This window comes from Photobacterium damselae, from assembly GCF_003026815.1.
Taxonomy (GTDB): Bacteria; Pseudomonadota; Gammaproteobacteria; order Enterobacterales; family Vibrionaceae; genus Photobacterium; species Photobacterium damselae.
Window position 1 is genome coordinate 98,035 of record NZ_PYOG01000006.1, and the last position, 20,667, is coordinate 118,701.

The following is a 20,667-nucleotide window of genomic DNA, read 5'->3' on the forward strand; positions in this document are numbered from 1 at the left end:
GGCTTTTTGTTTATTGAACAGCTGTATTTGTTGAGATAAATTTTATTAAAACATTTTGAGTTAGAGTCAGACCCATTTCATCAACATTTTGTGTAACTCTGCTCGCTGATAAGGCTTACATAAAATATCATCCATTCCTGAAGTCAGACATTCTTCTCTTTCTGTTGTTGTTGTCCCGGCAGTTAATGCAATAATCGGTTTTGTATAGCCATTATTGCGAAGTAAACGAGTCGCTGTGTAGCCATCCATGACAGGCATTCGACAGTCCATTAATATGATATCGAATGATGTATTACTAATAATATCAATAGCCTCTTGCCCATTATTGACAATTTTAGGTTCTATTCCTAATTTTGTTAGCATTAGCTTTATAATCATTTGATTAGTAGCGAGATCTTCGACAACAAGTACCTTTTTTTGAGAAGATAGCTGGGTTGGTTTAATCGTTTGTTGAGAGATATCTAGGGGGGTATCACAAAGTTTTAATGGTAAAATAACCGTAAATGTAGAGCCTTGTTCTGGGATACTTATTAGCTTTATTTCTCCTGACATTAATTCGCAAAGTTGTTTACAGATAGCTAAACCAAGCCCTGTTCCTTCATGAATTCTTTGGCTTGAAATATCAACCTGACTAAAAGGCTTAAAGAGCTTCAGTTGTTGTCCTTCTGTGATACCTATTCCTGTGTCCTTGACCTGAAAGATCAGTTTGTCTTCGCACCATGTTGTATTTAGGATGATACTACCTCTATTTGTAAATTTAATTGCATTATTAATAAGGTTGACAAAAATTTGTTTAATTCTATCTTCATCTCCTAGCAAACAATTAGGGACGGTGTTATCAATAACTAAAGTTAATAATAATTGTTTCTCTTGTGCTTGATACCGCATAATATCGGCTAGATTATTGATAATTTGGTGCGGATTAAATGGTTTGATTATAAGTTCTAGCATTCCAGCACTGATTTTACTGTAGTCAAGTAAATCGTTAATAATAGCTCGTAGTAACTCCCCTGAATTATTTAAGGTATCAAGTAATTTTTTCTGCTCAGAGGATAATGACGTATCTGCTAACAACTCTGCTGCACCGAGTAAGCCATTTAAAGGTGTGCGTAATTCATGATTAATCATAGCCAAAAAGTCTCTCGTACTACGCTCTGAATTTTCAGCTCGTTTCTGAGCTGAAATAGCATTGTTCATAGATATTTTTCGACCAAGGGCTGAACAGAGTAGCTCTTTAAATAAGATCAAATGTTGTTGTAGCGTTTTCAAAGAGGCGCTTGTTGATGATATTTGAGCTGCAAAATGGCCAATAATCTGATGGTTATGAGTTAAAGATAACCATAATATTTTGTTCTTATGATCCCAATATTTGGTTTGTATATTTAAGTTGGAATGGAATGACCATAAATCGATATTTCCAGCCTGATATAATCCTTCTAAAGAGGTATCTGAATCAGTTTGAATGAAGATACAACAGCTGGAAACATACCTATTATCAATTAGTTGCTCTACTAAATGGTTTAGTATGCTGGGGGTTGGCTCTTGTTTTAAAAAGAGTTGAGAATAGTAAAGGAGATGATTCTCCATTTGAGTTTGATAGGCTAATAATTGTGAATCTAGTTTAGCTTGATGTTTTATCTTTTCTGCTGAGTCTTCAATGAGTCTCTTGGCTTCGTATAGTTCAAGGCTTTTTTCTTCAAGCAGTTTTTCTGCCGTAATTCGAGCTTTACGTTCTCGGTTTATTTTTTTTTGTAATAATCGCAGATATGGCTCATCCATATAGTTAACTCACACAAAGTTCAAAATGGACATGGCTTTGCGTTGAATTTAGAGGTGTCATCGTAATTTCAATCGTTTGATTAAAATATTGAGCACACCCTTTGAGTAAGCCTAGACAAACATGTGACATACAGCGGGCAGAATGATAATCAAATATCAAATAAGTTTGAGTAGAGGAGATAAACTCAAAACGAGGTGGTGTAGCGTCAGGATATAACTTTTTTACTTCTGTATGTATATGATTTTCTACTCGTTGAATAAAAGAAAAAGTAGAGTCATCACCTGTAATCTGAATGGGTAAGCTAGTCAGTAAGCGAGGGAAAACAAGATAGCCAAAACTTTCTTGTAATTCTGCAGCACTGATTTTGGTAATTTTGCTCAATGCTAGGATTAATTTTACTAAACTTGTATGTTCATAGCTTCCAACGGCAGTATAGATACCTTCATCTTTTGCTTCATCAAGCATCTGTTGACAGATCGCAAGCCCAAACTGATCTTCAACAATATCAATAAATTCAGTAAAAATTATTCCTTTCATTTTTATTATCCATCATAAATACGTAGTGTAATTTATTATCAACGTATTTATTAGTATGGACACTAAAGATAAAAGAGATCAAGTTCATACTCTATAGCAAAGAAAAATAGCCTGAGTAAGCCCTCGAAATTAGAATACTGCACACTCTTTATAATCGAGAAAAATTGCAGTATTCATGGGCATTTGCAGACTACTGCTGCAGGTATAGGTCAGTATGACGATGAGATGCTTGTGAAACTAAATAGCTAACCATTTCATCTCTAAGTTGTTGATGTGTTTCTATATTAATTGCATTTACATCTGTAATAAGAGCGATATCGTCATCTTCACTGTAGATCATGCCACATGCTGCAGGTTTTCCCTTATAGAATCCCACATAAAGCTGAGCAGGAGATGTATCTTCTAACATAATTTGGGTTAGAAATTCGATCGCCATTTCTCTTGCTTCATCATTTTCCCAGTGTCCAGCTTGAACAATCGAATAACGAATGGTTAAGGGATGACAATCAACAGGGTAGAATGATAGTAAGTTTGATTCGAAGTCAGAGCAGGCTTCGATAGGGGAAGTGATGAGTTGTGATTGGTATTTATTATATATTTCTAAACCTTGTAGGCTTTGAGGCGTTGGATATTCAGCATCAGTAACATGACTGGCCATCCATTGATTTTTACGTTCAATCAGCGTTTCAATATTTAAAGGCATAACATCACTTCTTTGTCATATTTCGCTCTACCTTACAGTAAAAAGAACTAATAAGGTATGGATAAACGAGTGGTTGTCGAAATTATAAGCAAAAGTACCTACTAATGCTCGAAAATAACGTCAGAGTGGTTTACTCGATGCCTTTCGCCATAGATACCGTCATCTGCGCGAAGACCACAGCCAATGATCATGGTGATTTCTGCCTGTTTTGGTAACTGTAGTATCTGTTTTACTCTTTTTGAATCAAACCCTTCCATAGGGCATGTGTCGTACCCTTCTGATCGCATTGCTGTCATAAATGTCATCGCGGCAAGAGAGCTACTTTTATGTAAACATGTTCGCAAATCTTGTTTACTTACTTCTCTAACCATTGGTCTTTTTAATCCGATGATAGCACTTAATAGTTTACGACCAGTACCAAATAAACCCAATCTATCATTGTTATAAATGAAGGGTATGAGTTTTTCGTAATACTTTAAAGCTCGTGTTGCCGTTGCATCCTCGCGTCCGGTAAAAGCCTCACGTATCTGTTGTGCATTCATTTGGGCTCTTTGTCGCCATTTATAAGGAGTGGTAACAACAATAACTAACTCACTGGCTGTTTTTGCTGCATTTTGCCCCATGCAGAAAGTCGCAATTTGTTCTTTTAGGTTTGGGGTTACAACGCGGTGAAATTCCCAAAGCTGCATATTTGAACTATTCGGTGATAGAGTTGCAAGCTCCAGTGATCTGGCAACGGCTTGATGATCAAAGTGTGCTGTTTGGTCATATTTTCGGACTGAACGACGGCTTTCAATTAATTCTTTAAATGTATCGTGATGATTAGTCATAAAAGTGCTTGGTTGAGAGTAGTGGCGTTTTTATAACAAGCTTCTATCTAGTTTTGCAATCCTTTGCTAACAAGTTTGCGGGAGGACCAACAGCAAACAAATGCCGTTGGTCCGACTGATAGCACTCAGGAGTTCGTGTATTTGGGGGTATTTACACGATATTTGCGATCAGACACCAAATACTTTGTGGTGCCTATCTATTTTTAAGTTAAAATGATGAAGTTAAAAGAGAATAAATGAAATTATAGGTTTCCCCTTTTATGAGTGGTCAACGATTAAAGCTGCAATTTCAAAGACTTTATACCCATTTCAACGGTCAAAATAGTGATACAAATCTGCAAGATATCGCTGATGTTTTATTTTGTACTAGGCGAAATGTGCGGATGGTTATCAATAAAATGGTCGATGAAGGCTGGATTAATTGGCAACCAGCGGTTGGACGCGGGAAACAATCTCATTTAACGTTTCATAGTTCAGATAGCGAATTACAGCTTAACCACGCTAGAAAGCTGGTGGCTGACGGAAAATTAGAGCCCGCGTTATCGGCTTTAGATAATAACGCTGATAAATTAGCACAGTTAATCCAAGAACAACTGGGGCTCTCTCACCATCTTGGTAAGCAAATTGTTCGGCTGCCGTACTATCGTTCTTTTGAGGCATTAGATCCGTTGAAACCTTTGCGTCGCTCAGAGCAACACCTCATTCGTCAGATTTTTAATGGTCTTACTCTTATTAATGAGGAAAAAGAGGAAGTAGAAGGGGATATTGCTCATGCATGGGAGATGTTATCACCACAGCACTGGCGTTTTTATTTACGCCCTTCAGTTCGATTTCATGATGGTAAATTACTTGATGTTCAAGATGTTATCTCGACCTTCGAGCGTGTAAAAGAACATCGTCTATACTGGCATATTCATTGTGTGAAATCACCATACCCAAATACGGTTGATTTTATTTTGTCTGAGCCTGATGTTCATTTCGCCGAGTTAGTTGCTAATATCTCAGCCGTTATTCAGCCAGCAGATGCAATACAACGAAAAGATTTCGATCATTTCCCTATTGGTACTGGCCCGTATCGAGTTATTGAAAATAATAAACAGCGACTGAAGTTAGAAGCATTTGATCACTATTTTGGTTTCCGTGCTTTGACCGATATTGTTGAGATATGGATTTTATCTGGCACAACGGCTTGTTACATTAAGCCGTCTGAAGTAACCGAAATACAACCCTCAACGCTATTTTCAGGTCGTTTTACCCTTGATGAAGGTTGTAACTATTTACTCTTTAATCGTCAGACTGGTATCTGTGCTCAGCAAGAGTGGCTAGATTATTTAAATGCAAAGCTGACGCCTCTTAACCTATTAAAGCATTTGGATCCCAATGAGTTAGGTGACTTTAGGTTTACCAATGCTTATGGGTTACTACCAGGATGGATTCATAACTCACTGGCTGAAAAAGAAGTCAATGTTCCAAGTAAGCGTACCATCACGCTGGCTTATCAAATGGAACATCCCATTTATCCTTACCTGTCGACCATTATTGCCAAGCTCTTAGCTGAAGATGGCATAAAATTAAAAACTTATGAAATATCATATGAAGATCTTCTCAGTGGTAAGGGGCACGAGAAGGTTGATATTTGGCTTAATGGCATGAGCTTGGGTAGCCGTCGTCCAGAAGCTTTTCTACCTTGGTTTTATAACCATGATTTTATTTATCAAGCAATGCCTACTAATGAGTTTGCTTTACTACAAGATGACATTAGTTTGTGGCGCTCTTTGCCTGATAAAGCCTTTCCATCAGAGAAAATAGCACGTCACTTGGTGAATGCTGGTCAAATGATGCCTTTGTTTTATGTTTGGGTTGGTATTGATGATACTGGGCAGTGGCAAGGTATGGAATCAAACTCTATGGGGTGGTTTGATTTTAAATCAGTGTGGCTAAAACCATGAATAAGTCACCTGGGTATAAATTGATGGACTTATTCATAAGTTCTAGCTTCTGAAATTATAGCTTCATAAGATTATTGCTGAGACATAGGCTGAACTATATCTCTTGCCTGTAATTGTTCTCTTTGTTTTGTCAGCCCATATTTATTAAGCCATGTATATATAGGTTGCAATAAACTGTCTATTGCTGAGTTATACCAAGGGGCTTTTAAAATTTCGCCTTGGGTTAAAATAGGTTGGCTGACGAGCAATTGTTCATTAATGTACCAGTCAATCTTTCCTACTTGTTGGCCTTTTTCTAAGGGAGGAGCCAGATTTTCTCTGTAGGTTATGATGGGTTTTAATTTGTTCTTTAATCGACTTGGTACGGTAATCATCCCTGCATCACCTAGAGTTAACTCTGCTGAGGCTGGTTCACCATGCCAGATACGAATGGGTTCTAAGAGCTTATCATCAAGTTGTGGTGTAATATCTTCATAGAAACGAAATCCCCAACTAAGTAGTTGTTTGCTTTCAAGACGACGAGCTTTTGCTGATTTGGTTCCAAGAACAACCGCAATTAATCTTTGTTCACCATTTTTTGCTGATGAGACTAAGCTATAGCCCGCTTGTTTGGTATAGCCCGTTTTAACTCCATCCACATGAAGCGTTTCATCCCATAGTAAGGCATTACGGTTACCCTGTTTAATATCACCGAAAGTAAAAGATTTCTCTTTATGCATATCGTAAATATCGGGAACTTCTTGAATAAATGCTCTTGTTAATAATGCCATATCATACGCACTGGTGGTTTGGTCATCTGCATCTAGACCGTGGGGATTGGAAAAATAGGAATCTTTCATGCCATATCTTTCAGCATATTGATTCATCATTTTTATAAAAGCACTTTGATGACCTGCAACGTGTTCGGCTAATGCTACGGTTGCATCATTCCCTGAAGATACAATTACACCACGTAAGAGATCTTCGACACTGACTGAGTCTCCCACATTAAGAAACATTTTTGATGAGCCAGGAAATTTTTTACCCCACGCATTTTCGCTGATAGTAACCATATCAGATAATTGAATATTACCTGCTTTGATCTCTTCTCCCACTACGAAAGTCGTCATTATTTTTGTAAGACTTGCTGGAGCCAAAGGTTTATGTAAGTTGTCACCAGCGATAATTTGACCCGTGTTATAACTCATCAGAACCCAAGCTTTAGCGTCAATATCAGGAGGATCAAGCAAGTATGCAGAATGACTGTAGAATGATGGAATGACTAAACAAGAAGCAAAAATTAATCGATAAACGTACAAATTTAAAGTTTTTAGCATTGTTATAATCCCTTAAAATTAATTATATTATTGTTTAGAGTTGTAAGTTTATTTATACGCTCAATTCTTATTGATAATACAAGTTTTGATTATTTAAGCTTTTCATGAAAATAACATGATGATTAATCAAATCAGTACTTTGTTGACATAAATTATTATGATTGGATTGTTGACAGTACTCGAGCATACAAACAATGAGTTGATCTAATTTCTTTAGAATCCATCGTTTTAAATCTGGTGAATGATGATATAAAGATACCATTGCTTGTAACTTTGAGTAGGCAAGTTGTAGATAATCTAAAGATAATGAGTAGTTTTGTTTACTATTATAATAATAATGAAGTTTGAAACAGCTATCGAGCCAGTAAGCAAAGGCTTCTTGATCTTGATTTGAGTGAATCTGTTTGAAGATCGAGGCTGGCACATTATTGTTTAAAACCTCCAACGCTTCAATTTTAACTGAATGATTTTCCTCCATTTTTAAATAGAGTGCCTTTATACGAGGTAACCAGTTTTCTGTATTCATAGCACTCTCCTAAATATTTCCTATTTATTCCATCTTAAGTTTAGTATAAATATTTTAGTTATAATCATTCTTTTTAGGGATAAGTCTAGGATGGGTAAATTACGCTTTAGTTATTCCTTTAAGGAAATATTGAAGGTGTTTAGCAGCAGATATTATTTCGTATGGTACGAGTAGATATTAAATGAAAAAATAGAGTTAAAGCGGTATGAATGTATAAATTTCCTCTTTTTATGTAATAATTTGCTTATAGTGTAATCGTTTTACTTTATTTTTAGTCTCAATAATAAAAAAAATTTGTATTATTAATGAATTTTTTCTGGTGTTAGTTCTAAAAATATTGCAATCTAAATGTATAGTAACACTTGGTTACAAATAAAATTATTACTAAATTCTTTATTGGTATTTAGACATTTAATTAAAAACTCATATTTACGCTAGAGGAACGCTTTATGAATAAGCCTCAGCTATTAAATATTGCTAAAAAAGCATATTTAACGATGTTTAATACACAAGCTGAAGTTTGCGATATTCAAGAGACGTTTTATGGCTGGATTGTTTTTCTTGTTGGTTCAAAGGGAAAAATTGTTGTTAAGTTCTCCAAGGAAGTGGGACGAATAGCAAAAGAAGCAAATGCTTTAAAACGCTTAAGAACGGTTGTAGACTGTGCTGTACCATCAATCTACTTTTTTGGTCGTGATGAAGGTTACGACTATTTAGCATTAGAGTGGATTGATGGTGTATCTGCAAGTGAATTACCGAAAGAACATCATGCAATCAAAATTTTTTCTGAAAGCTACTCAGATATTTTAGTGGCATTGCATGAGCATCATAACGATCAAGGATTTGAATGTAACTCAGAGTCTTTTACGCCTGATTTCATCAATGCTTTTGAGCAATGGACAATGCCATTACATCGCTTTATTCAAAGCGGTGGATCTCCATTTTCAGGCCAAGAAAGAGAGCAATTTGGGCAATTGTGGGAAATGAGAGAGACATTACTTGATCCAATTCGGCATACCGAATCATCTCTAATTCATGACGATTGTAATCTTGCTAATGTGTTGTTTGATCCAAAGACATATAAAGCCATAGCATTACTCGACCCATGTGATATGGGATTTAAACATAGAGAGATGGACTTAATTCATTTAAATCACTATCGCTCAGATGTGCCTATTTTAGATTGTTATATCGAGAAGTCGCCTCTAACGGAGAACTATCTAATTCGTCAGGAATTCTTCCGTTTATGGGATGATGCAAAACATTGTAGGAATACTGGATGGTATAATAATCAATGGTTTAGTACTCAATTAAGCCACTTTATTGATGTTGTTCGTTAGTTTGTTATATTTCTGCGCTAATTAGGTCAATTAGCGCAGAAAATAGTACTAATAACTTACAATGACTTCATAACTTGTGAATTTTCGAATATTGATTACACCAGTGTCAAAAATAAGATATTGGCCTTTGATGCCTTGTAGAATACCTTCAACTACAGGGCTTTTATCAAAGTTATGAGATGTGATTTTTGTTGGAAACTGTTCAACAGGATAATGAATATCTTGGCTTTCTGTCGAAAGATACTCTATTGCATCATCACCGTATTGTTCGGTAATCGCCAACAATTCCTTTTGGATTTCAGGAAGTAATTGCTCTGAGTAAGACTTTAGATCCAACTGGTTATTATTTCCTTTCAACATATTGCGCCAGTTGGTTTTATCTGCAACAAATTTTGCTAATGCAATTTCCACCAAACCAGAAATATGACGGTTTTTAACTTTTAAAATGGTTAGGCCTTGTGTTGCACCCTGATCAATCCAACGAGTTGGTATTTGAGTATAGCGTGTAATGCCAACTTTCAAAGCTGACGTATTAGATAAGTAGACATAATGAGGCACCATACAATTATCTTCACCCCAGCTCGGTTCACGACATGTACCTTGAGCATAGTGGCATGTTTCAGGCTTCATAATACACATATCGCAGCTAGCGAGCTTTTTCATACATGGGAAGCAATGGCCTTGTGAGTAGCTCTTTTTAGTTGTTTTGCCACAAGAGCTACAAATAATTTTTCCTGTATGAGTGAGCGTGATCGTTTTACCAATTAATGAATTTAATACGATTTCGTTATCACCCACTAAGAGAGAATAATTTACATTCTGCTCTAGAGTGGACTTCATTTTTTTCAGTGTACCTTGTACTTGCATGACATTTACTCATATAAAAACGCCCAAGTTTTCAGCTTGGGCGTTATGCTATTTTTTAGTTGCTTGGGCGACCGATGACCTAAAGAGTTCCGTGACTTTTTGACTGTTATTTACCCAGTATAAGCCACGAGAAGCTGAGAGCATCAAATCTAAATAATCTTGATGATAGAGTAAATAGGTATGATTAACACTCAGTGCATTATGCTTATTTTTTAAATTAATTTCGTTGTTTAATGCAATGGATTTATTTTTATTAATATTTAGACCATCATCGGCGTAGGCCCAGTGATACATTTCTGGTTCTATGCGAGTTGTGGCAATAAACTGGGATCTAGATGGATCGATAGTAACCGCGGCTGCTCGGATAGACAATGCATGGTGATAGTCACTATTTTTTTCAGTAATAAATGACATAAATGAGTAGTTCATTTCGCCATCTTCTTCCTTTGAAATGTAATAGTGAGTTACCTTAGATTTTATACCCGATCCATCCATGTAGTTGGTAAATACTTGAGCGGTTGGCTCTCGAGATAATTCCGTTTGAATAATTGGGGTATCTCTAAATATCTTGCCTTGTTCACTCGATAGCTTGGCAAAAGCGGGCCACTTTTCCGGTGAGATTCTATATGAAAAATCTGTTTTAGGAATACAGCGATTAGAATTATCTTCTGTTCTGCACCAGGCAACAGAATAAGCACCACTCATATTTTTATACATGTAGATAATACGATTTTTGATCGTACTTTTATCAAAAATTTCTACATTATCTTGATAGATGGAATCAGCCTTTTGTTCAAGATCTGCAAGATCGGCTGCGTTTAACGCGATATACGTGATCTTATTGGTTCCGATCGTTTCTTGTTTTACTTCAAAGGTCGGGATATTAGGATCTTTATTTAAGTAAAACCAAGATACAGACCCCAACATAATTGCTACTGTACTGACGGCTAATGCAGGTTTTATCCATGTTTTTTCAGCTACACTTTGTTCTTGTTCTTGCTGTGATAGCGATACAGTTTCTCGTTGGAAATCTCTAATTTGATAACCGACACGAGGTAGCGTTTCGATGATATCGCCTTTTTGTTGCTCTTGTAATTTTACGCGAAGTGCGCGAATAATCTGAAATAAAGAGGCTTCAGTAACGATGCGATCAGGCCAACCAACTTTTAAGAGTTCTTCTTTGGTTACTGGTCGCTGATGGTTGTCAATCAGAAAAGTTAGAATGTATTGTTCGGAAAGATTTAACTTTTGAGTTGAATCATCTGCCTTGAGCATTCCCTGACTTGGGATATAGCATACATCCGTTTTAAACTTTATCTGCTCAACTGTTGGCATTTAGAACTCTTCCTATAAAAATCATTACGATAGTAGTCTACCATGAAACAAAACGATTGAGTATTTACGTTAATGTTAAACGAATGATTAATCACACTAATATTATGTAACAATGTTTGTATCTGTATGATATTGAAAGGAATGGTTTTATATGCTTTAGCTATATGTCTATAAAATCACATTTACAGACCAAGTTTTGTATAAATTTTATCCGGAAATGACAGTTTTTTGACAATGGCAAATAGAAGATTTAACGGAGCTATGAATCTCTGTTTTATATGTTTATTGCTAATTAATCTTTACAGGTCTAATTATATTCCTCTTGGGGATAATAAAGGAGTGGCAATCGCACTCCTTTGCATAACTGTAATCAATATGTTGATTATTTTTTGAAGATTTCTTGGAATTCGCGTTTCATTGGTGGATTTTGACGCGCTTTCTTAAGCTGTTTTGCAAGATCTTTTACGCAGTTATGTAGAACTTTATCTAACATGGTTGCTTTGTAGTTTGCTTGCTCTTCTGCGCCCATATCTTCAGGAAATTCAGTTTCTTGCATTTCACCTAAGAAATCCACACCTGAATATGTTTGGCTAAGAGCAACTAGAGCATGAAACTGCTCAAAGTTATCCAAAACATTTTGAGCACTTTTAGGTAGTGCATTCCATACTTCTAGAGTAGTAGGCTCAGATACTTTATATACGTTAATTAGCATATCATGAAGTTCTGCAGGCACTTCTTCAACTTCAATGATTTTGCGTAGTTCTGGTGAACAGTCATCTAATGTAAATTGAACTTCTTCAATTACTTGTTCGTCTTTTTTTTCGATATCAGACATCGTATTTTCCTACCACTAAATGTTATGAGGATGGGAATCGTATAGAGATCACTTTAAATGTCAACAGATGATGGCATTTAAACTGAATGCTTGATAGTAAATTGATCACGAAACCAAACGGAATATGCTAATAACTGTGGATATTTTCGACACTTGATGGTTTAGGATCTTGCTCATTGATCGGTTCATGCTAATCTGCCTAAGAACGATACCGTACTATACTCATATTACTTAATTACGCATTCGTTGAGTTGAATTCGGTATCTCATATAGTGGTCAATAAAGGTTAAAAGAAGAGCATGGATATTAATTTTTCACAGAATGAAGCTCGTATTATTGGTTGTTTACTCGAAAAAGAAGTAACTACTCCTGATCAGTATCCACTTACTCTTAATGCATTAACAACTGCCTGTAACCAAAAAACCAACCGAGAGCCAGTATTAGCGCTAACAGAAGCTGAGGTAATGGATTCGGTTGAAGAATTAAAAGAAAAACGTTTAATCAATGAATTGGTTGGCTTTGGAAGTCGAGTTCCTAAGTATAAGCATCGATTTTGTAATACTGAGTTTGGTTCTCTGCAATTCTCTAAACAAGAGTTTGCTGTAATCTGTGTTCTGTTACTTCGAGGACCACAAACTGCTGGCGAATTAAGAACAAGAACAAATCGTCTATGTGATTTTAAAGATGTAAAAGAAGCAGAAGAAGTATTAACTAAGTTAGCAGAGCACGAGAAGGGACCTTATGTTGTAAAATTGCCTAAAGAGCCAGGAAAGCGAGACTGTCGATATATGCATCTATTTAGTGGTGAGGTTGATATCAGCACGCTCGCAGCATCGACTTCAGTTTCTAATTCTTCAGCCAGCTCATCTCGAATCGAGCAACTTGAACTTGAGGTACAGGCATTAAAGCAAGAATTGGCAGAATTAAAAGAAACAGTACAAATGTTAACAGAATAACCATAGCCAATACTTGTTTATGTTGATTAATAGGTCGTAATATCGGCCTATTTTATTTATCGATTTTTAGTCTAGGCCTAGAAGAGATTCTCACTCTATCTAACTATTATATAGATATATAGAACTCAGATATGACTCTTGTGATGAAGTTGTAAAATGAATGAATATCAAGAAGATAAGATAAAAATAGCACCTTCATGGTGGGTCTATTTGATTAGAACACAGCAAAATTCTTTGTATTGTGGTGTAACGACTAATATTGAACGTCGCTTTCATGAACATCAATTTACAGCAAAGGGGGCGAAGTACTTAAAGGGAAAAGGGCCTCTTCAACTTGCGTGGTATAGCGAAATTGGTGATAAAAAATGTGCTATGCAATATGAATATCGGATCAAAAAATTATCGAAATTACATAAAGAACAGTTAGTCGAAGGTATAAAAACGCTAGATATGTTAATTCCGAATATGGATTAAATTCGTTTTATTCTCAGTGAGTTTCCTCTATTATCCTTTCCTTATTTCTGCACTATCAGCCGATTGGCATCATTAATGCACGTGTTTTCGTATCTTGGTGTCTGTATTAAAAGGCAAAATTATTATAAAGGTGGCCATTATGGCTCTTAAAGCAACTGTATATAAAGCGCATATCAATGTGGCAGATATGGATCGTCATGTTTATCTTGATGTTAACCATACTGTCGCGTGTCATCCATCAGAAACTATTCAACGCTTTATGCTACGCATTTTAGCTTGGGGGCTAAATGCCGATGAGAACCTTAAATTTACAAAAGGTTTATGTGATACTGATGAGCCTGATCTATGGATTGTAAATTACAGTGATGAGATTGAGCTTTGGGTTGAGTTAGGTCTTCCAGACGAAAAACGTCTACGTAAGGCCTCTCATAAAGCACAAAAAGTGATTTTATTTGCTTATGACAACAATGCGGCAACTATTTGGTGGCAACAGAATCAAAATAAGATTAACACACTTGATAATGTGTCGGTTGTATTTATAAATGATCAGACTTTAGTAGAGTTAGAGCAGGTTGCTGAGCGATCAATGCAGCTACAGTTGACCATTGAAGGTGAACAAGCGTGGTTGAGTAGCGACAAAGGCAACGTGACTATTATTCCGGAGTGGTGGAAACGCTAAATTTGATATATTTAGTGTGATTCTCAAGTAATCTTATGATGCTTGGATCTATGCCACTGCTTGGTAAACAAAAGGAGATATGCAGTGGCAGATAGGTTGTATCAACATGCTCAAACAATCTGGGATTATCATGTTTTAAACCATAATTTAAAACCAGCAGATTGTATTGTTGTTTTAGGTAGTAACGATGTTCGAGTTGCAGAGCGAGCAGCAGAGCTTTTTCATCTTGGTTTGAGCTCTAAAGTCTTATTTTCTGGTGGGGTAGGCGAGTTAACCCAAAATATGTTTGATTGCTCTGAAGCGGAAGCTTTTGCCAGTATTGCTATGTCGCTAGGTGTACCTCAAGACGCAATACTAATTGAAAGTCGCTCAACAAATACAGGAGAGAATATTCTCTTTTCTCAGCAGTTGTTCGATCAAGAAAGAATAAATCCTCAGTCTATTCTTTTAGTGCAAAAGCCATTTATGGAAAGAAGGGCTTTTGCAACGGCTCAAGTTTATTGGGCAAATAAGAATTTACAAGTTACATCACCGCGACTCTCTTTTGGTGATTATCCAAATGAAATTCTCTCATTTCCCGATATTGTTAATGTGATGCTTGGCGACTTGCAACGTATTGATGAATATCCAGCGTTAGGGTATTCCGTTAAACAAGATATTCCATTAGACGTATGGCATGCTTATGAACAATTGGTTGCACTAGGGTTTAATGGTCACTTATTAAAGAAATAAAGATCTTACTCCTTGGCCACGACAGAATTTAAAGCCTTATCACTGATTCCTACATCTTGAAGTCACTTGGACATATATTAAAATAGAGCAAATACAGTCAGTACTTGCTCTATTTTAGTAAGCGGCTTTTATACTCTTTCAAACAAAAAGAGTGCTATGGAGCTTACTTTGTTTTTGCTGTTAGATCTGCAATTGCATTTTTTAGGCCTTGAGGGTCAAAGCCATTAATTACTTTTACATTGTCTTTATTTGCATTTTCAGTCGGCATAACGATAAGTGCAGGGGTGCCTTGGAAACCAAGTTCACTAAACAGTTTAAAGTTCTGCATAAAGCTATTGTCTAAATTCATCTTAGTGGTATCTACACCAACAGATTTCGCTGCTGTATCAACATCTACCTTAGTTAGATTACCTTCATCTTTACGCGTTGCAAAAATAGCATTGTGGTACTGTTCGTAAGCAGCACTGCCTTTCTGTTCAAAGATCCAATTACCCATATCTGCAGCATATTTAGATGCTTCCCAACGGTTAGCAAAAATAGGTGTCTCTTTGAAGATAAATCTAACATTTGGATTTGCTTTCTGTAGCTCTTTAACAACAGGCGCAATTTTAGAACAATACATGCATTGGTAATCAAAGAATTCAATAACATTTACTTTTGCATCTTTAGGTCCAACAAATGGGGTCGCTTTATCATTAATTAGTTTATCGGTATTTTGGATAATGGCACTGACTGCTGCTTGTTGCTGTTGCTCCATCTGTTGTTTTTGAAGAGTCTCAGATGCTTTAACCAAGATTTCTGGGTGAGCGATAATATAGTCACTCGCAATTTTTTCGATCTGTGCTTTCTGTGCTGAAGAGAAATCAGCAGATGAAGCATTGTTCGCTTGGCTATCGTTACAACCCGTTAAAGCGGCAGTAATAAATAATGGTAGAAGATACTTTTTCATTTGAAACCTTGAGCAGAATAGATAAGTGATTTACGTATTAGAAAAGAGCAAAAGCTAAAGTTCCATAACTTTGTTGTAAGTTATTTGAAATGAGCATAAGGTCGCTTTTTTTTATTTATTACTTTAAATGTATCTTATTGATTATTAGGTGAATTCTATTGTTGTTTTTAGGGTCTCTTTCCTGTGTAGCATTAAACAAAAACTTAAATTCCATATAGGGAATACTGCAGATGTGATTGATGTCGCTTTTTTCATCACTCAAGTTACGTAATTTTAATCACACCTTGTTATATAAAACATTCTTATTATGAATAAATCCTTTTTATCGTTAGTGCTTGGAACCGTATTGGCGAGTTCTTTTGTTATTGGTAGTGCATATGCTGATCCAAAATTAGCAGGTACTGAAACGGGCTACAGTTCAACTCAATTAATGCAAATGGGCGAACAACAGGCAAAACTTCATTGGGTTTCGGTTGCGGATATCGAAAAAAGCTTAGAAGGCAAGCCACCTATGGCAGTAGGCTTCGATATTGATGATACTGTTTTATTCAGTTCGCCAGGTTTTTATCATGGGCAGCAAGTATTTTCGCCAAATGGCTACTCTTATTTAAAAAATCAGAAATTCTGGAATAAGATGAACTGTGAATGGGATGTATTCAGCTTACCTAAAGATATTGGTAAAGAATTGATTGCTATGCACCAAAAACGAGGTGATAGCATTTACTTTATTACTGGTCGAGATCCATCAACATGTAAAGAAATTACATCCGACTATTTACAAAAAGTATTTAATATTAAGCATATGAATCCAGTTGTTTTTGCGGGTTCTAGTAAAACAGAATATACCAAGACTAAATACATCAAAGATAACCATATCAAACTTTATTATGGTGATTCTGATGGTGATATTATCTCAGCTCGTCATGCAGGAGCTGAAGGTATTCGAATTATTCGAGCGTCAAATTCAAGCTATAAACCAATTGCACAAAACGGTATTTATGGTGAGAAAGTGGTAGAAAATTCACAATATTAATTTTCTACACGGCTTTCATCACACGGAAAATCGCTCGGTTATATAGAGTATTCTTAAAGCGGCTATTTTATTTGGTCGCTTTTTTCTTTTTAGGCGTTCTTTTTTTCTTCTTTGTTTTACGCAAAGTGTAATCCACAGATACTTGATTTCGACCATCATCTTTGGCGTTATATAGAGCAATATCAGCTAGATTCAGTACATCATTTGGTGTCGGAGCGGAGTAACTATCGGCAGCACCGATGCTGACTGTAATGTGGACAGCGTTTGGCTCTAAATCATTATGCTGGCGCTTTAGTTTACCTTGAAGCGCTGAAAGAGGTCTATTGTCATGGTCTCTTAACACCAAGTCATAGCAGGCAATTTCTTCTCGAACATATTCTAGTTGAGATTGTACTTCGTTGATGTTCTTGCCTTTAAATAAAAGGGTAAATTCTTCACCACCATAGCGAAAGACTTTTCCCACGCCTGATATTTTTTGACTGATCTGTGCGACAAGACGTAAGACTTCATCACCTGTTTCATGACCGTATAGATCATTAAAGTCTTTAAAATTATCAACGTCCATCATAGCAAGAGTATAAGTTCGGCCTAAATACTTTAGTTCAGTATCTAGTGCTCGTCGACCAGGGATTGTGGTTAAGGGATCAATATAGACTAATTCATGAGTTGATGTAATAAGGCTGCTAAGAAGCAAAATTGCAGCACAGGAATAACTCATACTGGATATGAACGGGTTATCAAACCATGCAAGAGTTATAAAGGAGAATAAAAGACAAATATAAATGGCCTGATCTGTTCGTTGGTTTCGTTTTAATATTGCAGAAGCACTGCTACAAATAAGTGCAATATTGAGCAGTAATAATATTATTGGCAGAGGTGAAATATTATTATAAGAATAAAAGACAGCATACCACCAATCAGAGAGTGCCGAGCCATCGTAAAGCCATACTATAGCAACGGATAGGGCAATTTGAACCATATTAAAAATAAGCATGGCAAAGCCGCATCGAGAGAGAAAGCGTTTTTCAGGAACGATATGCAGTAATAATAAATTTAGAGGTAATAATGCTGATAATAAGATATAGATTAGACGTGTATCGCCACTTGCTAATGGTTGTTGTAGGCAATTTAAAATCAGGAAATAGGATTCAAGCATTAAGATTGCAATAATACCAATACGACCTTGATTAAAAGGCTGGCTGAGAATAATAACAAGCGCTAAAACAACGAAGGGGAGCACTTGTAAGCTTGCTTGGAAAGGCGTAAGCAAAACATATAGTTGAGGATAGATGAAAATAAGCAGTCCAGCTATCAGTAATGGGATAAGTAATCGAATACTGGCATTACGTAGCATAGAGAGAGAAAACATAGATATCCCTGATGAATAGTTTAACCAATGTCTGCTTATTATTTTAGTATACAAGAGCAGAAAATAATTCAATGAAATTATACTCTTGATAAAACTAACAGCAAATCATAATTCAATATTTTGATTTTTATTTCAAACCTAATTCATATAGTATAAATTTCGAATATATATCGATATTTACAAATAATAGTATTTAATCTTAATATCTTGTTCATGCCAAGATAAAAAAGGCCAGTAAATACTGACCTTAATTATAAGTTTCTAACTATTATTGCTCGACTTGATTTTCATTATCTTGAGCTGTCGTTTTTAACTCTGGATAAGTCTTTACAGGTTTTGCAATAAGCTGACGTGTAGTTGAACGAATCTCTGCAAGTTTAACGTCAAAAGTATCTCCGAGCTTATACTCTTCAGTACCATCAATGCTAATTGTTCCCAATTCACCGCTGCATTGGATTCGTTCTTTATTGTCGATAATCAATGGTGCTGGAATAAAGACAGTTGCACCATTTTCAAGTAAACGAGCACGAATACCTGCACGATTGATATCAAAGACTTCTGCAGTAAAGACAGTTTCTTTTTTTACTGCATCTTTAAGTAAGCGGACATACAACCAATCGGCAACATCGCGTTCTGCCATACGGTGAAGACGGCGGTGTATAGCAATCTCTTCACCAACATTATCATCAGGTGTTTGCGTTGATGGATTGCCAGTAATAACAGATTTTAGTAAGCGATGGTTGATCATATCACCATACTTGCGAATTGGTGAGGTCCAAGTTGCATAAACATCAAGGCCCATTGCATAGTGAGGACCTGGTTTATTACCCACTTCGCTGTATGCTTGGAACTTACGTAGACGATTATCTAAGTAAGAACTCTCCTGCTGGTTTAGCCAACGACGAAGCGCACTAAAGCCTTCTAGTGAGATAACTTCTTCTTTTGAAAAAGGTGCTTCTGCTTTTGTTAAAAACTCCATGGCAGTATCGAGTTTTTCAAGATTGAAACCACTGTGTAGGTTAAAAACACCTGTTCCAAATTTATCAGATAGTACTCGACCCGCACAAATATTTGCTGTAATCATTGCTTCTTCAATCATACGGTTTGCAGTACGACGAAAATCAGTATGAATTGCAACAACATCATTATCAGCACTTAGCTCAAAACGATAATCTGGACGATCAGGGAAGATGACTGCATTATTTTGACGCCACTCGGTACGAGCATTCGCAAATGCATGAAGTGCTTTAATTTGTTCTTCGATAACAGGTGTTGGTTGCCAGTTATCACAATGTCCATTCTCTAAGTAATCTGAAACATTGTCGTAAGATAGGCGGCCTTGAGATTGAATCCAAGCGGCAAAAAAGCTGATATCGTCTTGGATTTCGCCTTGTGCATTAACGGTAACTTGGCAACAAATAGCAGGACGCTTTTCACCTTCAATTAACGAACATAGCTCATCACTTAATTCACGAGGTAACATTGGAATGTTACGGCCCGGCAAATAAATGGTAAATCCACGCTCACGGGCTTCATCATCCATTTTGTCGCCAACAGAGATATAAGAAGTTGGATCGGCAATAGCGATAGTAATTTCGAAGCTACCATCATCTTTCTGGACGGTATATAGCGCATCATCCATGTCTTTAGTTGAATCACCATCAATGGTAATAAAAGGTAATTCAGTGAGATCTTGACGTTCTAGGCCTTCATCGATCATGTTCCAACTATCTTGCGGAGCAGGTTCAGCATTTGGCAGATCATGATGTGCTAAGGTTACCCACCATGGTGCAATTTTGTCATTGCTGTCTGTGATTTTTTCTGACACTTCGCAGAAGAATGTTTTATTGTCACCAACAAGAGGATGGCGAGTAATTTTGGCTACAACCCAATCGCCTTCTTTTAGTGTCTCTGGATTAACACCTTTGGCTGCTTTAGCTCGGATAGCATCTTTAAGTTGTGGATGATCGGGCACTACATGCATACGATCACGGATTAATTTAATGCGGCCGATAAAACGCGTTAACGATGCTTCGATTAATTCTTGTGGTTCTGCAACTTCACGTTCTTTTTCCGTACGAATAATTGCCATAACACGGTCACCGTGCATAACATTTTTCATATAGTTCGGCGGAATGAAATAGCTTTCTTTACTGTCAACTTCTAAAAAACCAAAACCTTTGTCGGTCGCTTTAACGTTACCTTCTTTTTTGGTTAGAGTATCTTGGATTTGCTTTTTAAGCTGTGCTAGCAGTGGATTGTCTTGAAACATTATGCCCAGTCTCTGTTTAATAACCCTCACACTATACGTTTTTGATAATAGAAAACCAAGATTTGGTATTGAGTTTGTCTGCTCTTTTTAGTTGGAAACTTGTTAGTAGTGAATGAAAAGGGTGAGATGGATTGATTTTATTGATGAGTGATTGAAAGTAGGTTGTTTTGAAAGATCTTTAGGCT

19 protein-coding genes are annotated in these 20,667 nt (G+C 36.4%); 7 read left to right on the plus strand and 12 right to left on the minus strand.

Translation table 11 applies throughout. From position 1 onward, the window contains the following. Nucleotides 1-66 precede the first annotated feature (66 nt). The 4 genes from CTN07_RS08320 to CTN07_RS08335 form a co-directional block, all read right to left on the minus strand. The gene (locus CTN07_RS08320) at nucleotides 67-1,779 is read right to left on the minus strand and encodes an ATP-binding protein (RefSeq protein ID WP_005305608.1); all 1,713 of its coding nucleotides are present in this window, start codon (nucleotides 1,777-1,779) and stop codon (nucleotides 67-69) included. 4 nt (nucleotides 1,780-1,783) lie between these two features. Next, the gene (locus CTN07_RS08325) at nucleotides 1,784-2,317 is read right to left on the minus strand and encodes a heme NO-binding domain-containing protein (RefSeq protein WP_036765776.1); all 534 of its coding nucleotides are present in this window, start codon (nucleotides 2,315-2,317) and stop codon (nucleotides 1,784-1,786) included. Between the two features lie 190 nt (nucleotides 2,318-2,507). Next, nucleotides 2,508-3,020 (minus strand): hypothetical protein, encoded by a 513-nt coding sequence (locus CTN07_RS08330; protein WP_050787820.1) that lies wholly within the window; start codon nucleotides 3,018-3,020, stop codon nucleotides 2,508-2,510. 101 nt (nucleotides 3,021-3,121) lie between these two features. Continuing rightward, nucleotides 3,122-3,850: a nitroreductase family protein gene (locus CTN07_RS08335; RefSeq protein WP_005305604.1), complete on the minus strand. Its 729-nt coding sequence runs from the start codon at nucleotides 3,848-3,850 to the stop codon at nucleotides 3,122-3,124. 260 nt (nucleotides 3,851-4,110) lie between these two features. Between CTN07_RS08335 and sgrR the strand changes: the two genes are divergently transcribed. Then, nucleotides 4,111-5,799 (plus strand): HTH-type transcriptional regulator SgrR, encoded by a 1,689-nt coding sequence (gene sgrR / locus CTN07_RS08340; protein WP_005305601.1) that lies wholly within the window; start codon nucleotides 4,111-4,113, stop codon nucleotides 5,797-5,799. Between the two features lie 71 nt (nucleotides 5,800-5,870). Here sgrR and CTN07_RS08345 read toward each other — a convergent pair whose 3' ends face one another. Further along, a complete protein-coding gene (locus CTN07_RS08345; protein WP_005305598.1) occupies nucleotides 5,871-7,115 on the minus strand; it encodes a serine hydrolase in 1,245 nt (414 codons plus the stop codon). 67 nt (nucleotides 7,116-7,182) lie between these two features. Continuing rightward, nucleotides 7,183-7,641, minus strand: a complete 459-nt coding sequence (locus CTN07_RS08350; RefSeq protein WP_036765775.1) for a hypothetical protein — start codon at nucleotides 7,639-7,641, stop codon at nucleotides 7,183-7,185. Nucleotides 7,642-8,090: 449 nt separating this feature from the next. Here CTN07_RS08350 and CTN07_RS08355 point away from each other — a divergent pair, with 449 nt between their 5' ends. Further along, on the plus strand, nucleotides 8,091-8,981 hold the full coding sequence (locus CTN07_RS08355) for a phosphotransferase (protein WP_005305595.1): 891 nt from the start codon (nucleotides 8,091-8,093) through the stop codon (nucleotides 8,979-8,981). A gap of 48 nt (nucleotides 8,982-9,029) precedes the next feature. Here the strand turns inward: CTN07_RS08355 and CTN07_RS08360 are convergent, their stop codons facing one another. The 3 genes from CTN07_RS08360 to CTN07_RS08370 form a co-directional block, all read right to left on the minus strand. Beyond that, nucleotides 9,030-9,848: a DUF2797 domain-containing protein gene (locus CTN07_RS08360; RefSeq protein ID WP_036765773.1), complete on the minus strand. Its 819-nt coding sequence runs from the start codon at nucleotides 9,846-9,848 to the stop codon at nucleotides 9,030-9,032. A gap of 48 nt (nucleotides 9,849-9,896) precedes the next feature. Continuing rightward, complete coding sequence (locus CTN07_RS08365; RefSeq protein WP_005305589.1) at nucleotides 9,897-11,183, minus strand: winged helix-turn-helix domain-containing protein; 1,287 nt, start codon at nucleotides 11,181-11,183, stop codon at nucleotides 9,897-9,899. A gap of 382 nt (nucleotides 11,184-11,565) precedes the next feature. After that, a complete protein-coding gene (locus CTN07_RS08370; protein WP_005305586.1) occupies nucleotides 11,566-12,018 on the minus strand; it encodes a DUF3069 domain-containing protein in 453 nt (150 codons plus the stop codon). A 299-nt stretch (nucleotides 12,019-12,317) separates the two neighbouring features. Between CTN07_RS08370 and CTN07_RS08375 the strand changes: the two genes are divergently transcribed. The 4 genes from CTN07_RS08375 to CTN07_RS08390 all read left to right on the plus strand — a co-directional run bounded on the left by CTN07_RS08375 (nucleotide 12,318) and on the right by CTN07_RS08390 (nucleotide 14,859). After that, entirely contained in the window at nucleotides 12,318-12,974 is a 657-nt protein-coding gene (locus CTN07_RS08375) for a YceH family protein (protein WP_005305584.1), read from the plus strand. Between the two features lie 156 nt (nucleotides 12,975-13,130). Further along, on the plus strand, nucleotides 13,131-13,448 hold the full coding sequence (locus CTN07_RS08380) for a GIY-YIG nuclease family protein (protein WP_036765771.1): 318 nt from the start codon (nucleotides 13,131-13,133) through the stop codon (nucleotides 13,446-13,448). A gap of 139 nt (nucleotides 13,449-13,587) precedes the next feature. Beyond that, nucleotides 13,588-14,127 carry a YaeQ family protein gene (locus tag CTN07_RS08385; protein ID WP_005305582.1) on the plus strand — a complete coding sequence of 180 codons (540 nt, stop codon included), beginning with the start codon at nucleotides 13,588-13,590 and terminating at the stop codon, nucleotides 14,125-14,127. Nucleotides 14,128-14,211: 84 nt separating this feature from the next. Next, on the plus strand, nucleotides 14,212-14,859 hold the full coding sequence (locus tag CTN07_RS08390) for a YdcF family protein (RefSeq protein WP_005305578.1): 648 nt from the start codon (nucleotides 14,212-14,214) through the stop codon (nucleotides 14,857-14,859). Between the two features lie 163 nt (nucleotides 14,860-15,022). Here the strand turns inward: CTN07_RS08390 and CTN07_RS08395 are convergent, their stop codons facing one another. Beyond that, nucleotides 15,023-15,808, minus strand: coding sequence for a thioredoxin domain-containing protein (locus CTN07_RS08395; protein WP_005305575.1), 786 nt, complete (start codon nucleotides 15,806-15,808; stop codon nucleotides 15,023-15,025). 307 nt (nucleotides 15,809-16,115) lie between these two features. Here CTN07_RS08395 and aphA point away from each other — a divergent pair, with 307 nt between their 5' ends. Next, nucleotides 16,116-16,841 carry an acid phosphatase AphA gene (gene aphA / locus CTN07_RS08400; protein ID WP_005305572.1) on the plus strand — a complete coding sequence of 242 codons (726 nt, stop codon included), beginning with the start codon at nucleotides 16,116-16,118 and terminating at the stop codon, nucleotides 16,839-16,841. Between the two features lie 67 nt (nucleotides 16,842-16,908). Here aphA and CTN07_RS08405 read toward each other — a convergent pair whose 3' ends face one another. Both CTN07_RS08405 and CTN07_RS08410 read right to left on the minus strand, forming a co-directional pair. Further along, nucleotides 16,909-18,210, minus strand: a complete 1,302-nt coding sequence (locus CTN07_RS08405) for a GGDEF domain-containing protein (RefSeq protein WP_005305568.1) — start codon at nucleotides 18,208-18,210, stop codon at nucleotides 16,909-16,911. A gap of 268 nt (nucleotides 18,211-18,478) precedes the next feature. After that, nucleotides 18,479-20,482 (minus strand): exoribonuclease II, encoded by a 2,004-nt coding sequence (locus CTN07_RS08410; protein WP_005305565.1) that lies wholly within the window; start codon nucleotides 20,480-20,482, stop codon nucleotides 18,479-18,481. Nucleotides 20,483-20,667: the final 185 nt, after the last annotated feature.